Genomic DNA, 14274 nt, shown 5'->3' on the forward strand with positions numbered 1-14274 from the left:
AGCCCATCTCGGCGAGCGGGCGCCCCGTCGGCGGCCGAGACCATTCGCGCTGCGGCGCTCGCCACGGCGCTGTCGTGGTTGAGCACGCTGAGCACCAGGGTCTCGAGCAGAACGCCGTCGGCGAAGGGCGCCTCGACGATCAGCACGGGGGAGCCGGGCAGATAGACCTCGCCCTCCCGGTAGCCCCAGACGTCTCCGCGGAAGCGGTAGTCGGCCAGCCAGTCGAGCGTCCGGGAGTCGACGACACGGTTCTCGCGGAGCCACGCCAGCTCCCCGTCGCCGAAGCGGAAGCGCGCGATCAGCTCGAGCAGGCGGCCGGTGCCGGCGAGCACGCCGTAGCGCCGTCCGGGCGGAAGGTTCCGGGCGAACACCTCGAACATGCACCGGCGGTCGGCGGTGCCGCTGCCGAGGGCGCCCTCGACCATCGTCAGCTCGTAGCGGTCGGTGAGGAAGGCCGTCGAGTCCATCCCGTCAGTGTTCCACGGGCCGGCGTCGGCCGGTGCCCGTGCGGTGGCGCGGCACGGGACCAGCGCGGGCGCCCGCCCTGCGGTCGCCGGGGCGGGCGCGGGTAGGCTGTTGCTCCGTGACGGACGCACCGCTGGGCATCTTCGACTCCGGAGTCGGTGGGCTCACCGTCGCCCGCTCCGTGATCGACCAGCTCCAGAACGAGTCGATCGTCTACCTCGCGACACGGCCCACTCGCCCTACGGCCCCAAGCCGCTCGCCGACGTCCGCGCCTACGCCCTCGACACGCTGGACACCCTGGTCGATCAGGGTGCGAAGCTGCTCGTCATCGCCTGCAACACCGCCTCCGCGGCGATGATGCGCGACGCCCGTGAGCGCTACACGATCGGGCGGGGCATCCCGGTGATCGAAGTCATCCAGCCTGCTGTGCGCAGCGCTGTGCGCGATACCCGGAACCGACGTGTGGGCGTCATCGGCACGGTCGGCACGATCCGCTCCCGCGCCTACGACGACGCCTTCGTCGCGGCTCCCGACCTCGAGCTGGTGACAGCCGCCTGTCCGCGCTTCGTCGAGTTCGTCGAGTCGGGAGTCACCTGGAGCGATGAGCTGCTCGCCGTGGCGGAGGAGTACCTCGCCCCGATGAAGGCGGCCGGAGTCGACACGCTCGTGCTCGGCTGCACGCACTATCCGCTGCTGCGCGGCGCGATCGCCTACGTCATGGGGCCGGACGTCCGCCTCGTCTCGAGCGCCGAGGAGACCGCGCTCGACGTCTACCGGACGCTGGTGGCCCACGGTCTGCGGCGCACCTCCTCCGAGCCGCCGACCTACCGGTGGGAGGAGACGGGCTCGAGCGATTTCGTCCGCCTCGCCCGCCGCTTCCTCGGCCCCGAGGTCGCGAGCGTCGACCTCGTCGAGACCGGCACCATCAACCTGCGCGAGCTCGACCGGGCCGCGCTCACGCACGATCGAGGGAGACACGAGTGACCGACAGCACCGCATCCGAGGCCACCCGCAAGGACGGGCGCGCGCCCGACCAGCTGCGCGCCGTGACGATCGAGCGCGGCTGGAGCACGCAGGCCGAGGGCTCCGCGCTGGTCTCGTTCGGGAACACGAAGGTGCTCTGCACCGCCTCCTTCACCAATGGGGTGCCGCGCTGGCTGCAGGGCAAGGGCAAGGGCTGGGTGACCGCCGAGTACGCGATGCTGCCGCGCGCCACCGACTCGCGGATGGACCGCGAGTCCGTCAAGGGCAAGGTCGGTGGGCGGACCCACGAGATCTCGCGGCTGATCGGCCGGAGCCTGCGCGCTGTGGTCGACACGAAGGCGCTCGGCGAGAACACGCTCGTCATCGACTGCGACGTCCTCCAGGCCGACGGTGGCACCCGCACCGCCGCGATCACCGGCGCCTACGTGGCGATGGCCGACGCGATCGAGTGGGCGCGCGGCAAGAAGTACGTGGGCCAGAAGGCGCAGCCTCTGATCGACAGCCTCTCGGCCGTCTCGGTCGGCATCATCGACGGCGTGCCCATGCTCGACCTCGCCTACGTCGAGGACGTCCGCGCCGAGACCGACATGAACGTCGTCGTCACCGGCCGCGGTCTGTTCGTCGAGGTGCAGGGCACCGCAGAGGGCGCCCCGTTCGACCGCCGCGAGCTCGACGCGCTGCTCGACCTCGCCGTCGGCGGCGCCGCCGATCTCGCCCGCGTCCAGGCCGAGGCGCTCGGCGCGTGAGCGTCGAGCTCGTCCTCGCCACCCACAACGCGGGCAAGGTCGAGGAGTTCCGCGCGATGCTCACGGATGCTCTGCCCGGAGTGGGCGTGCGCGCCTACGACGGCCCGGAGCCGGTGGAGGACGGCGTCACCTTCGCTGAGAACGCGCTGATCAAGGCGCGCGCCGCTGCTGCGCACACCGGTCTCGTGGCGCTCGCGGACGACTCCGGGATCTGCGTCGACGTGCTCGGCGGCGCCCCCGGCATCTTCTCGGCCCGCTGGTCGGGGCGCGCGCACGATGCGACGGCCAATCTGGAGCTCCTCCTCGCGCAGCTGCGCGAGGTGAAGGCCGAGCACCGCGGAGCGCACTTCAGCTGCACGATCGCGCTCGTCGTGCCTGACTCCGTGCTGCCCGGCGGCCAGGAGAGCGTGGTCGAGGGCCGCTGGGCCGGCGCGATCGTGACCGCGCCGCGCGGCGCGAACGGCCACGGCTACGATCCGGTCTTCCTGCCCGAGGGCTCGGGCCGCACGGCCGCTGAGCTCTCGCCCGCGGAGAAGAACGCGGTGAGCCATCGGGCCCGAGCGTTCACCGCTCTCGGCGCCGAGCTGGCTGCGCTGGCCGACCGCCTGCCCTGACGGCGCAGACGCTGACGGCGCAGATGCGACGGCCTCAGCGCTTGCGTCGCTTGTCGTCGACCGCCGACGGGTCGAGCACGAGCGCGCTCGCCTCCGCGGCATCGGTCTCGGGGTCGACGGCGCGCTTGGCGCGGCGTTGCTGCTGGATGAAGTGGAACACCGTCGGGATGACCGCGAGCGCCACGGCGCAGATCAGGATCACGTCGATGTAGTGCGAGACGAAGTCGGCCACCGGCGGGATGAAGGCGAGCAGCCAGCCCAGGAGGGTGACGCCGCTTCCCCAGAGGAGGGCGCCGACGAGGTTGTAGAGGCTGTACTTCTTGTAGTTCATGTGCGCGACGCCCGCAGCGATCGGCGCGAAGGTCCGCACGATCGGGACGAAGCGGGCGAGGATCACGGCGAGACCGCCGAAGCGCTCGAAGAAGGCGTTGGTCCGTCGCACGTTCTCGACGCTGAAGAAACCCGACTCCTTGCGCTCGAAGATGCGCGGACCGGCCTTGTGCCCGATCAGGTAGCCCACTTCGCCTCCGACGAACGCCGAGAACCCGATGGCCAGGCAGATCAGCCAGATCGGCACGCCGAGCCCGCCGTTGGAGGCGTTCTCGTGGGCGAGGAGGCCGGTGATGATCAGGAGCGTGTCGCCGGGGAAGAGGAAGCCGATCAGGAGGCCCGTCTCGGCGAAGACGATCAGGCACACGACGACCACGCCCCAGGGACCGAACGACGTCAGGATCGTCTCCGGGTCGAGCCAGGGGATGAGGGCGGCGTGGTTCAACGGTTCTCCAGTCGTCGGCGGTGCCGTTCGGCCGGTGAGCAGTGGGGCGAACGCGTGACAGCGTTCAGCGTACCCGTCGAGCCCCGATCCCGACCGTGGATGCGCGATCCGTCTCGACCCGTCGCGTGACCCCGTGACGGACGGAGCGACGACCGGCCGCGGAGTCTGCGAGCCACCGCAGGCCCGCCGCGCGGCAGTGCTCAACGAGTGCGGGAGAGGGGACTCGAACCCCCACGCCTTGCGGCACAGGAACCTAAATCCTGCGTGTCTGCCATTCCACCACTCCCGCGTGCGGGATCCAGTGTAGAAGGCGGCCGTGCGGCGTCAGCTCCGGGGAGCACGGCGCGGCAGATAGCGCGGGATCCACCGGGCGAGCGCCCCTGCACCGGTGAGCCCGAGCACCCCCATCGCTGCGGCGGCGAAGGGGAGCGAGACCACGGCGGTCAGCGCCGACACGATGAGGGGCGCGGCGGCATTGCCCGCATCACCGGTGAAGCGGAACGCGCCGAGGAACGGCGCCGGGTCGGTCGGTGGCGCCAGATCCGAGCCGATGGTCATCAGGATCCCGGACCCGATGCCGTTCGCCGCCGCGAGCACGCAGGCCACGGCGACGAACCAGGGCACCGGGTCGGCGGCGAGGACGGAGGCGGCGAGCGCGAGGTGCCCGAGACCCAGCCCGATCATCGACGGGATCGCGGTGGCGCCCCGGCCGAAGCGGTCCATCAGCTGTCCACCCGCGTAGAAGAGAGCGAAGTCGAGGGCTCCGGCGATGCCGATGACGATCGCCGTGTCGGTCTCGGCCAGCCCGATGCTCACCGCCCACAGAGGGAGGATCAGTGTCCGGCTGGCGCGCAATGCGCCGATCACGGCGGCGCCGGACCCCATCCGCGCCAGCACGCCGCGGTGCTCCCGAAGGGTCTTCACGAGCGAGTGCGGCGACTCCGGCACCGGCGCCTCCTCCGGCGCCTCGCTCGGCACCGACGGCTCCTCGGCCGCGGCCCTCGCCTGCGCGCGCCGCAGCACCGTCGCCGGATCGGGCACCAGGAGCAGCACGATCACCGCCGCGATGCAGCAGACGATGTGCACCCAGAACACCGACTCGACCGAGCCGGTGAGGTGCACCACTCCTGCTGCCAGGAACGGGCCGACCAGCCAGCCGGCCCGGAACGCTCCGGCGAGCGCGCTCAGCGCCCGCGCGCGGTGGCTGACCGGGACGAACGACGTCATGAACGCGTGCCGAGCCAGCGCGAACACCGCCGTCGCGAGCCCGATCACGAACACTCCGACCGTCAATCCGATCCACGAGGTCGACAGGAGGCAGACCACCAGTCCGAGGATCGACGCGGCCGAGGCGCCGAGCATCGCCCCGCGCTCGCCGATCCGCGAGACGATCCAGCCGCTCGGGATGTCGCCGGCGAGCTCGCCGATCATGATCATCCCGGCGACGAGCCCCGCGAGCGCGAGCGATGCACCGAGATCGCCCGCCGCGGCGGGGAGCAGCGGGATGATCGCGCCCTCGCCGATCGAGAAGAGGAGGGTGGGGAGGAACGTCGACAGCAGCAGTGGCCCGACGGGGAAGGGGCGCGGGGCGGTGCTGGTCATCGTCTCCAGGGTACGCCCGGCTGCGCGGCGACCCCCGGTAGTCTGGGCTCACCATGCTGGACAACGACTTCACCGAGCAGATCACTGCTCTGCGCTCCACCTTCGCCGACATCCGAGCCGTCATCGACGTGGAGCGGCTCCGCTCCAGGATCGCCGAGCTGGGCGAGCAGGCGGGCGCCCCCGATCTCTGGGACGACACAGCGAACGCGCAGAAGGTGACGAGCGCCCTCAGCCACCGGCAGTCCGAGCTGGCCCGCATCACCGCCATCGACCGGCGCCTCGACGACCTCGAGGTCCTGGTCGAGATGGCGAACGAGGCCGACGACGCCGAGTCGGAGCAGGAGGCGGTCGCCGAGCTCGCGTCGCTCCAGAAGGTGATGGGTGAGCTCGAGGTGCAGACGCTCCTCGACGGCGAGTACGACGACCGCCCTGCGGTGGTCACCATCCGGGCCGGCGCCGGCGGCGTCGACGCCTCCGATTTCGCCGAGATGCTCATGCGCATGTATCTGCGCTGGGCCGAGAAGCACAAGTATTCGGCCACCGTGATGGACGCGAGCTATGCGGAGGAGGCGGGCATCAAGTCCGCCACGTTCCAGATCGACGCCCCGTACGCCTTCGGCACCCTCTCGGTCGAGGCCGGCACCCACCGCCTCGTGCGGATGAGTCCCTTCGGTGCCGCGGGCAAGCGCCAGACCTCCTTCGCGGCGGTCGAAGTGATCCCGCTGATGGAGGAGACCGAGGCGATCGAGATCCCGGACAACGACATCCGGGTCGACGTCTTCCGCTCCTCCGGGCCGGGCGGCCAGTCGGTCAACACCACCGACTCCGCCGTGCGCATCACCCACCTGCCGACCGGCACCGTCGTGTCGATGCAGAACGAGAAGAGCCAGATCCAGAATCGCGCCGCGGCGATGCGGGTCCTCCAGTCACGTCTGCTGCTGCTCCAGAAGGAGCAGGAGGCGGCGACCAAGAAGGAGCTCGCCGGCACCATCACTGCGAGTTGGGGCGACCAGATGCGCAGCTACGTCCTCGCGCCCTACCAGATGGTCAAGGACCTCCGCACCGATCACGAGGTGGGCAACCCCTCGCACGTGTTCGACGGCGACCTCGACGGCTTCATCGCGGCGGGGATCCGCTGGCGCAAGTCGGCCTAGCGGCCCTCGGGGCGCCTGGTCCGACGCGCCGCACGCCCCCTCGGCAGACTCTTCGGGATCGTCGCTTACCCTCGTACCGACATGATTCGCTTCGACAACGTCTCCAAGCAGTATCGGGGCGGCACGAGACCCGCCCTCAACGCCATCGATCTCGAGATCCTCCGGGGCGAGTTCGTCTTCCTCGTCGGCGCTTCCGGCTCCGGGAAGTCGAGCTGCCTCCGCCTAATCCTGAAGGAGGAGCGCCCCTCCTCCGGCTCGATCCACGTCCTCGGGCAGAACCTCGGCAAGATCTCGAGTCGCAAGGTCCCCTACTTCCGTCGCAACATGGGCGTGGTCTTCCAGGACTTCCGGCTCCTGCCGAACAAGTCCGTCTTCGACAACGTCGCGTTCAGCCTCCAGGTGATCGGCAAGTCGAAGGGCTACATCCAGGAGGCGGTCCCGGACACGCTGAAGATGGTCGGCCTGGCGGGCAAGGCCTCGCGCCTCCCGCACGAGCTCTCGGGCGGTGAGCAGCAGCGCGTGGCGATCGCCCGCGCCGTCGTCAACAAGCCCGCCGTCCTCCTCGCCGACGAGCCCACCGGCAACCTCGATCCGACGACCAGCGCCGGCATCATGGCGCTGCTTGAGCGGATCAACGCCGGCGGCACGACCGTCATCATGGCCACGCACGAGGCCGGCATCGTCGACCAGATGAAGCGGCGCGTCATCGAGCTCTCGGCGGGCAGCATCGTCCGCGACGAGAGTCGGGGAGGTTACGGCCAGACCGAGAGCATCACGGTCGTGCACGACGGCGTCGTGGTGGTGGCGGCCGACGACCACGCGGTCGCTGAGCAGCCCGCGCCTCCCGCGCTGATCGACAGCGAACTGGCGCCCGCCGAGGTCCCCGAGGTCGATCTGCGTCAGGAGGCGCCCGCCGCGCTGCCCGAGCCGGTCGCCTTCCCGCAGACCTCGCCCCAGCCGCGGATCCCGGAGGGACGCCGCTCCGCCGCCCCCGAGCCGGAGACCGCTGCCGCTGCCCCGGAGGCTCCCGCCGCCCCGCGCGTCGTCGAGATCCAGAGCCAGACCGGCCCGATCTTCCTCCCCGCCGACACCGGCGCCCTGCCCGAGGAGTCCCTCGCCGCCCGCCTGGGCCTGCGCGCTCCCGCGGCCGACGGCGACGAGAACGGCGACGACCAGCAGAACGTAGGACCCGTCAAGTGAGATTCGCACTGATCTGGTCGGAGGTCGCGAGCGGCCTCCGACGCAATGTCTCGATGGTCGTCTCGGTGGTCCTGGTGACCTTCATCTCCCTCACCTTCGTCGGCACGGCGATCCTGCTGCAGATGCAGATCGGCCAGATGAAGAACTTCTGGTACGACAAGGCACAGGTCGCGGTTTACATGTGCACCGCCACCTCCGGAGGCTCGAACTGCAGTGGCTCGGACGCGACGCAGGAGCAGATCGACTCGGTGCAGAGTCAGCTCGACGGCCCGACCCTCGCGCCCTACATCGACCGTTCCTACTTCGAGGACCACGACCAGGCCTACGCGAACTTCCAGGAGCAGTTCGCCGGGAATCCGGTGGCCGAGTACGTGACCCCCGAGCTGCTCAACCAGACCTTCTGGATCAACCTCAAGGACCCGACCCAGTCCGACGTGATCGTCGAGAGCCTGTCGAGCGTCTCGGGAGTCGAGAGCGTCACGGACCAGCGGCAGTACCTCGACCAGATCTTCTCCATCTTGAACGCGGCCAGCTACACGGCCATCGGCATCGCCGTGCTCATGCTCGTCGCAGCCGTCCTGCTCATCGCGACCACGATCCGCCTCTCGGCGTTCTCGCGGAGACGGGAGCTGGGCATCATGCGGCTCGTGGGAGCCTCGAACAGGTTCATCCAGACCCCGTTCATCCTCGAGGGCGTCTTCGCCGCCCTCGTCGGCTCGGTGCTCGCGGGAGTCGCGGTCGTGGTCATCGTCCAGGTCTTCGTGCAGGGCTTCCTCGCCTACCGGATCCCGCTGACCTCGTTCGTGGGCCTCGACGACGCGCTGCTGGTCGTGCCGATCCTGATCGTGGTCGGCATCGTGCTGGCGGCGATCTCGGCGAACGTGGCGATCGCGCGGTATCTGCGGGTCTGATCAGCGCCCGACGTATACTGGTGGGCTGTCCCTTCGGGGCGGCCCATCGGTGCATCCTCCGGCGATGCCCACCCCTTCATCCGCTCGCGACCCGAGGAGCAGCCGTGCCCAGAGAACAGGGACAGAAGGTCGTCGCGACCAATCGCAAGGCGCGCCACGACTACCTCATCGAGGACACCTACGAGGCGGGTCTGGTGCTCACGGGCACCGAGGTGAAGTCGCTCCGCGCCGGCCGCGCCTCGCTGGTCGACGGTTATGCGTTCGTCGACGGGGGAGAGGCGTGGCTCGACGCCGTCCACATCAACGAGTGGGCGCAGGGCACCTGGACGAACCACCCGCCCCGCCGCAAGCGCAAGCTCCTGCTGCACAAGGCGCAGATCCTCAAGATCCACAACAAGGTGAAGGAGGGCGGGTACACGCTCATCCCGCTCTCGCTCTACTTCAGCGACGGCAAGGCCAAGGTCGAGCTGGCGGTGGCGAAGGGCAAGAAGGACTACGACAAGCGCCAGGTCCTCCGTGAGCGCCAGGACCGCCGCGAGGCGGACCGCGCCATGGCCACCCGCCGCCGCCTCGGCGAGTAGGGGCGCGCCTTCCGAGCCGACGGAGCAGCGCGGCCGGTCCCGCCGCCGCTCCGCCTCCTTCCGGAGAAGCCGGTGCGTGCTGCGGGCGTCGTTCGCGACATCGGACGGAGGGCATCCGGTGCCTCTCGCGCACGTCGTCTACTCGACAGGTGCCGGACTGCGAGACTGAGTCTGTGACCACCTCAGACAACAGCGCCCCCGCCGCCCTCAGCGCCGACGACGAGAGGACGCGCTGGCGCGCCTTCGCGGTGAGCGTCGCGGTGGCCGCCATCACGATCCTCGATCTCTCGAAGGTGAACGTCGGCCTGCCGGCGATCGAGCGCTCGCTCTCGGCCGACGCGAGTCAGCTGCAGCTGATCGTCGCCGGGTACGCGCTGGCGTTCGGGCTGGCGCTCGTGCCGGCCGGTCGCCTCGGCGACATCCGCTCGCGGCGGCTCCTGTTCCTCATCGGGCTGATCGCGTTCACCGCGACGAGCCTGCTGTGCGCGATCGCCCCGTCGATCGAGATGCTCGTCGTCGCCCGGTTCCTCCAGGGAGTCGCGGCCGGCATCCAGATGCCGCAGGTGCTCGGTCTGGTCCAGCAGATGTTCACGGGCGCGGAGCGTGCGCGGGCCTTCGGCGTCTTCGGCGCGACCATCGGGCTCTCGACGGCGTTCGGTCCGACCCTCGGTGGGCTCCTGATCGCGATCGGAGGCGACCAGGACGGCTGGCGTCTTCTCTTCTGGATGAACATCCCGCTGGGGATCGCCGCGCTCGTCCTCGCGTGGCGGCTCCTCCCTCGCCGGCAGGGGAGTCCGAGCGGCGACACCTCGCTCGACCCGATCGGACTGCTGCTGCTCGCGGTCGCCGTCTTCGCGTTCATGCTGCCGTTCCTGCTCACGACGGGCTCCGCCGACGACTCGCCGTACCGCTGGTTCTGGCTCGCGCTGGCGGCGGTCGCTGCGGCCGCGTTCGTGCGCTGGGAGGCGCGCTACGCCGCCACCGGACGCACGCCCGTGATCGACTTCCGCATCTTCCGCACGAGCTCGTACCGCAACGGGATCCTGGTGGCGACCTCGTACTTCGCGGCGATCCCGGCGACCTTCCTCCTCACGACGCTGTTCCTCCAGCAGGGCCTCGGGCTCGCGCCGGTGTTCGCGGGCATGGTCAGCATTCCCTTCGCACTGACCTCGGCCGTGACCGCCTGGTACGGCGGCACGCTAGTGCAGCGCTACGGCCGAGCGCTCGTGGTGCTCGGGATCGTGCTGGTCGTGATCGGCTTCACGCTGGTGCTGCTCGCGGCAGAGCTCCTGCCGGCCGAGACGGCGGCGTACGGGATGGCAGCGGCGATGCTCGTCGCGGGAGCCGGTGGAGGCTTCGTGGTCTCACCGAACCAGACGCTGACCCTCGCCGAGATCCCTCCCGAGCAGGGCGGAGTCGCCGGCTCGGTGGGCCAGCTCGGGCAGCGAGTGGGGACCGCTGTCGGCACGGCCTGCGCCTCCGCTGTGTTCTTCGCCACCCTCGCGAGCGAGCAGGGGATGGCGGAGGGTCTCGACCGCTACCACGATGCGTTCCGCAACGGCTACGTCGTCACGCTCGGGCTGATTGCGCTGGCCCTCGTGCTCGGACTGCTCGACCTGCGCCGACTCCGGGTGAGCGCCCGTGAGCTGGGGTAGACTCGACCCCGTAACTCCACAGTGTGCGACGACGACCCACTCCTCCGGCCCTTCGGGCCGACGAGTGCTCGCGGGGATGATCGGTTTCGACATTGCCTGCGAAACTGCGAGAAGCGGGTCGAGGATCCAAGGTCATCTCGTTAACGATCCCTGGAAAACACAGGTGCCGAACAGAAGCGCACCGACTTCGCTCTCGCTGCCTAAGCCAGAGTAGATAGTCCGTCAGCCCGTGGGTGCGTCCTCGCCCCGGGTCCTGGCGTCATTGAGAGGACTTGCTGCGTCGTTACGCCTGAGGGCGACGCGGGACTTGCACTCGGGCTGGGCCCGTCGACCGATGCGCCGGTGGTAACGGTCGGGGCCGAGTAGAACGCTCTCATCGGCTACACCCGTAGAAGGCGCAGAATCACAGCGATGGACGGGGGTTCGATTCCCCCCATCTCCACACCCGGTCGTCGTCGCACACAGGAGTCCGTCGCACACAGGAGCCGTCCTCCGCTTCTCCTCGGGCCGCTTCTCCTCGGGCTGGACACTCCCCGGGCAGTGCCTCGTACCGAGCCGCGGCGTCAGCGTGCAGAGCCGAAGAGGCTGCCGGTGGTCTCCTCCGCGGCCGGATCGAAGACCGCGCAGACGATCGTGCGATCGCCGTTCCGCCAGCTGACCTCGGAGGGGACCAGTGCGCGGTACTCGAGCGCCGAGTCGCCGTAGGCGATGCCCATCACCGCGCCGAACTCCGGCTCGCAGCCCGCGGCGGCCTGGGCGATCAGGGTGTTGCGGCTGGTGTAGCGATCGCCCGCCTGCGGGAAAGAGTGGAAGACCTCGAGCGCGTGCTCCTCGGAGCAGAGGGCCACCTCGACATCCGCGATCCTGTCCTCGGCCGGGCTCCGCAGGCAGTCGCCGCGGCGCAGCGAGAAAACGTCCGCGACTCCGGAGGCGATGACCGTGCCGGCCTCGTCGCGGACCGCCTCCGGGCCGTCGGGGCCGACCGGGGAGGCGCAGCCCGAGAGGGCCAGCAGTAGCGATGCCCCGGCGAGCGCCGCAGCTCGACCTCTCATCGCCGCGCCACGATCGCGAGGACCTCGTCGTGCAGGGCCCCGTTGGTCGCGATCGCGCTGCCGTGCCAGGGGCCGTCCTCGCCGTCGGCCGAGGTGAAGCGGCCACCGGCCTCTTCGACGATCGGCACGAGGGCGGCCAGATCGTAGGCCTTCACGTCGAACTCGCCGGCCCCGTCGAGCAGCCCCTCCGCCACGAGCATGTACGGCCAGGCGTCGCCGTAGGCTCGGTCGCGCCAGACCGCGTCGGCGAGCGCGAGCAACTGATCGAGGCGGCCCGCTCCGGCCCACTGCTGAATGCTGTTGTAGCTGAAGGCCGCCCTGGCCAGTGTGTCGATGCCCGAGACGCGGAGGCGCCGTGGCGCAGCGCGCGACTCCGTCTCCACCGTCCAGGCCCCGGATCCCGCGGCCGCCCACCAGCGCTTGCCGAGCGCCGGGGCCGAGACCACCCCCACCACCGGCACGCCGTCGACAGCGAGCGCGATCAGCGTCGCCCAGATCGGCATGCCGCGGAGGAAGTGCGCCGTCCCGTCGATCGGATCGACGATCCACTGCCGCGAGGCCGCGCCCGACGTGCCGAACTCCTCGCCGAGGATCGCGTCGTCGGGCCGCTCGGCGCCGAGCAGGGAGCGGATCGCCTCCTCGACGGCACGATCGGCGTCCGTGACGGGGGTGCTGTCGGCCTTGGTGTCGACCACGAGATCGAGGGCGCGGAACCGCTCACTCGAGATCGCATCGGCGGCGTCCGCGAGCCGGAGGGCGAGTCGCAGGTCGTCGTCGAGGCTCGTGTCGTCGCTGCTCGGGGTCACACGCTCACGATACCGGTGCGGTCCGCCGCTCCCGATTTGACGAGCAGGGGGGAGGCGCTGATAGTGTGACTCCTCGGTTCGGCACGCACGATGCGTCGACTGCAACGCACCTCTAGCTCAATCGGCAGAGCAACTGACTCTTAATCAGTGGGTTCTCGGTTCAAGTCCGAGGGGGTGCACGGTCAGGCCCGGAATCTCGCGGGGACGCGAGGATCCGGGCCTTGCGCACTTTAGGCTGGCGGCAACCCTGCCTGCGAGGTGTTCGATTCGCGTCGTCCGTGATGTGTTGACTGCACCGGGCGGACGTCCGAGATTGCGCCCTTAGTGGAGCGGACCGACTGGTCGGCACGGGGCCGTTCTCTGCGACGAACGAGACCTCCTCCAGGCCGAGCACGGCGTCGGAGGGGCCGTCTGCCTCGGTCAGCGTGCCGTCCACGTCCTCCGCGGCCAGCTCGCGAGCCAGGCCCCAGGAGCTGGAGCGGAACTCGACGATGCCCAGGTCGAGGTCGGCCGCAAGGCGGAAGAGGAGGGTGATCGACGGCTCGGGGCCTACGCCGTTCTGTGCTTTTTCGTTCTGTGCTTTTTCGTTCTGGGTGTTTTGGTTCTGGGCCTTTTCGTTGCGCTGCGCGAAGGTGAGGTCGGCATCCGGGTCCTGTGTGCCGTCGGCGAGGGTCTCGCCGTCTGAGTTGATCACGAGCTTGCGTGCCTGTTTCCAGAGCTGCATCCGCTGGCGGAGCGACGTCGGGCCCTCGATAACGATGTCGTCGGCCGGCGAGGCGGTGAACACTTCGAGGCCCTCCTCCTCCGTGATTCCCCCACTTTTGAGTAGCGTCACCGCTCGCGCGGCGACGTCGGGGTCGCCGGTGGTGACGCGCCACTCCTTGAGGGGATTGCGCGATGCCGTCGACCGCTCGTCCGCTTCTGGATCGGCCGACGATGTCGTCGGAGAACGGCGCTCGGCGTTGAGGCTGTGTGGCGGGGGCCGTGCCGAAGACCTTCCGTGTCATGCGATCTACCTGGGCCGAGGCGGGCGTCTGGCTACGCCGGCCGCAGAGCCCCGGCGACGGCCGCGTGAGTACGCCTGTGTCGGTGCACGAACAAGAACTGACCGCCGCGAAGATTTCGCGACGGTCAGTTCTGGAACGTGAAGGTCAGTTCCGCGTCGCCGGGGGCATTCTTCAGGGTGACCCCATCGGGAAGCGCCTTTTCGCTGGTCCACTTCGTATCGGCACCGTCAGTCGAGTGCGGCGCGACGCGAGACACGCCGCAGGCGACTCCTGTCCTCGGTGAATAGATGGTGTTCGCCGTGTAAGCGGGGCTCACTCCAGAAGGCGACGTGAACGTGTACGAGACGCGGGCTCGGAAGGTGCCTGGCGCCTGCGAACACGAGGTGTTCGCAAAGCTGCTGTAAGTCTTGCCCGCAGGAGTATTCAACCAGACTCCGTGTTCCCGCCCCAGGAGGAACCTCCCGACTTTTCGAGGTAGGCCCGGATGTAGATTTCGGTCATCCCGACCGATCAACGCAAAGATCCCTCTGCGTTGACCGCACCGGAAACATGCCCGGACGGATGGGGGTTGTTGGCCTTGATCGTGCAAGCATCAACCACAACGGCGTGTGCCGGGGTAGCACCCACGGTTAGGCCCGTGATGGTGAGCGCAACCGCCATCAACGCCGACGCCATCGCGCGGCGACGAGTGCGCCCTCGGCGTGGTGGTTGAGTAGTCAGTG

Annotated in this window: 13 protein-coding genes, 2 tRNA genes, 1 other RNA gene and 2 pseudogenes; 10 read left to right on the forward strand and 8 right to left on the reverse strand. The window is 69.8% G+C overall.

The window, feature by feature from the left end:
- Window positions 1-467 (reverse strand): annotated as a pseudogene (locus tag ACH61_RS10405) (nicotinate phosphoribosyltransferase); the annotation flags it as partial.
- Window positions 468-583: 116 nt separating this feature from the next.
- Here ACH61_RS10405 and murI point away from each other — a divergent pair.
- The 3 genes and pseudogenes from murI (at window position 584) to rdgB (ending at window position 2809) form a co-directional block, all read left to right on the forward strand.
- Window positions 584-1449, forward strand: a pseudogene (murI, locus tag ACH61_RS10410) (glutamate racemase).
- Window positions 1446-2195, forward strand: coding sequence for a ribonuclease PH (gene rph / locus ACH61_RS10415; RefSeq protein ID WP_068211867.1), 750 nt, complete (start codon window positions 1446-1448; stop codon window positions 2193-2195). The pseudogene murI and the gene rph overlap by 4 nt, the downstream one beginning before the upstream one ends.
- Window positions 2192-2809, forward strand: coding sequence for an RdgB/HAM1 family non-canonical purine NTP pyrophosphatase (gene rdgB / locus ACH61_RS10420; RefSeq protein ID WP_068211868.1), 618 nt, complete (start codon window positions 2192-2194; stop codon window positions 2807-2809). The genes rph and rdgB overlap by 4 nt, the downstream gene beginning before the upstream one ends.
- Before the next feature lie 34 nt (window positions 2810-2843).
- Here rdgB and ACH61_RS10425 read toward each other — a convergent pair whose 3' ends face one another.
- From ACH61_RS10425 to ACH61_RS10435, 3 genes are all read right to left on the reverse strand, one after another.
- Entirely contained in the window at window positions 2844-3584 is a 741-nt protein-coding gene (locus tag ACH61_RS10425) for a DedA family protein (protein WP_068211869.1), read from the reverse strand.
- 208 nt (window positions 3585-3792) lie between these two features.
- A tRNA-Leu gene (locus ACH61_RS10430) sits at window positions 3793-3873 on the reverse strand.
- Between the two features lie 35 nt (window positions 3874-3908).
- Window positions 3909-5186: an MFS transporter gene (locus tag ACH61_RS10435; protein ID WP_068211871.1), complete on the reverse strand. Its 1278-nt coding sequence runs from the start codon at window positions 5184-5186 to the stop codon at window positions 3909-3911.
- Window positions 5187-5239: 53 nt separating this feature from the next.
- On the opposite strand from ACH61_RS10435, the gene prfB reads away from it, so the two are divergent.
- From prfB to ssrA, 6 genes are all read left to right on the forward strand, one after another.
- The gene (gene prfB, locus ACH61_RS10440) at window positions 5240-6340 is read left to right on the forward strand and encodes a peptide chain release factor 2 (protein ID WP_068211874.1); all 1101 of its coding nucleotides are present in this window, start codon (window positions 5240-5242) and stop codon (window positions 6338-6340) included.
- An 81-nt stretch (window positions 6341-6421) separates the two neighbouring features.
- Entirely contained in the window at window positions 6422-7540 is a 1119-nt protein-coding gene (gene ftsE, locus ACH61_RS10445) for a cell division ATP-binding protein FtsE (protein WP_068211876.1), read from the forward strand.
- On the forward strand, window positions 7537-8451 hold the full coding sequence (ftsX, locus tag ACH61_RS10450) for a permease-like cell division protein FtsX (RefSeq protein ID WP_068211878.1): 915 nt from the start codon (window positions 7537-7539) through the stop codon (window positions 8449-8451). Before ftsE ends, ftsX begins: the two co-directional genes overlap by 4 nt.
- 104 nt (window positions 8452-8555) lie before the next feature.
- Window positions 8556-9032: an SsrA-binding protein SmpB gene (gene smpB / locus ACH61_RS10455; RefSeq protein WP_055793597.1), complete on the forward strand. Its 477-nt coding sequence runs from the start codon at window positions 8556-8558 to the stop codon at window positions 9030-9032.
- Between the two features lie 173 nt (window positions 9033-9205).
- Entirely contained in the window at window positions 9206-10687 is a 1482-nt protein-coding gene (locus ACH61_RS10460) for an MFS transporter (protein WP_068211880.1), read from the forward strand.
- A gap of 72 nt (window positions 10688-10759) precedes the next feature.
- Window positions 10760-11132, forward strand: a transfer-messenger RNA (tmRNA) gene (gene ssrA, locus ACH61_RS10465).
- Window positions 11133-11250: 118 nt separating this feature from the next.
- Here the strand turns inward: ssrA and ACH61_RS10470 are convergent.
- Together ACH61_RS10470 and ACH61_RS10475 are read right to left on the reverse strand one after the other, a co-directional pair.
- Complete coding sequence (locus tag ACH61_RS10470; protein WP_068211882.1) at window positions 11251-11739, reverse strand: septum formation family protein; 489 nt, start codon at window positions 11737-11739, stop codon at window positions 11251-11253.
- Window positions 11736-12545, reverse strand: a complete 810-nt coding sequence (locus ACH61_RS10475) for an inositol monophosphatase family protein (RefSeq protein ID WP_068211884.1) — start codon at window positions 12543-12545, stop codon at window positions 11736-11738. The genes ACH61_RS10470 and ACH61_RS10475 overlap by 4 nt, the downstream gene beginning before the upstream one ends.
- A 106-nt stretch (window positions 12546-12651) precedes the next feature.
- Between ACH61_RS10475 and ACH61_RS10480 the strand changes: the two genes are divergently transcribed.
- Window positions 12652-12724, forward strand: a tRNA-Lys gene (locus tag ACH61_RS10480).
- On the opposite strand, the gene ACH61_RS16330 is transcribed toward ACH61_RS10480, so the two are convergent.
- Both ACH61_RS16330 and ACH61_RS16885 read right to left on the reverse strand, forming a co-directional pair.
- Window positions 12706-13380 carry a recombination directionality factor gene (locus tag ACH61_RS16330; RefSeq protein WP_153038834.1) on the reverse strand — a complete coding sequence of 225 codons (675 nt, stop codon included), beginning with the start codon at window positions 13378-13380 and terminating at the stop codon, window positions 12706-12708. The two genes, ACH61_RS10480 and ACH61_RS16330, sit on opposite strands and share 19 nt — an antisense overlap.
- A 296-nt stretch (window positions 13381-13676) precedes the next feature.
- Window positions 13677-13868, reverse strand: a complete 192-nt coding sequence (locus ACH61_RS16885) for a hypothetical protein (RefSeq protein WP_153038835.1) — start codon at window positions 13866-13868, stop codon at window positions 13677-13679.
- Window positions 13869-14274: the final 406 nt, after the last annotated feature.

Origin of the sequence: Rathayibacter tanaceti, assembly GCF_001634385.1 — a bacterium.
Taxonomy (GTDB): domain Bacteria; phylum Actinomycetota; class Actinomycetes; order Actinomycetales; family Microbacteriaceae; genus Rathayibacter; species Rathayibacter tanaceti.

Coding starts and splice junctions, on each gene's coding strand:
- prfB (WP_068211874.1), top strand. CDS start 5,240: ATGCTGGACAACGACTTCACCGAGCAGATCACTGCTCTGCGCTCCACC.
- ACH61_RS10435 (WP_068211871.1), bottom strand. CDS start 5,186: ATGACCAGCACCGCCCCGCGCCCCTTCCCCGTCGGGCCACTGCTGCTG.
- ftsE (WP_068211876.1), top strand. CDS start 6,422: ATGATTCGCTTCGACAACGTCTCCAAGCAGTATCGGGGCGGCACGAGA.
- ACH61_RS10470 (WP_068211882.1), bottom strand. CDS start 11,739: ATGAGAGGTCGAGCTGCGGCGCTCGCCGGGGCATCGCTACTGCTGGCC.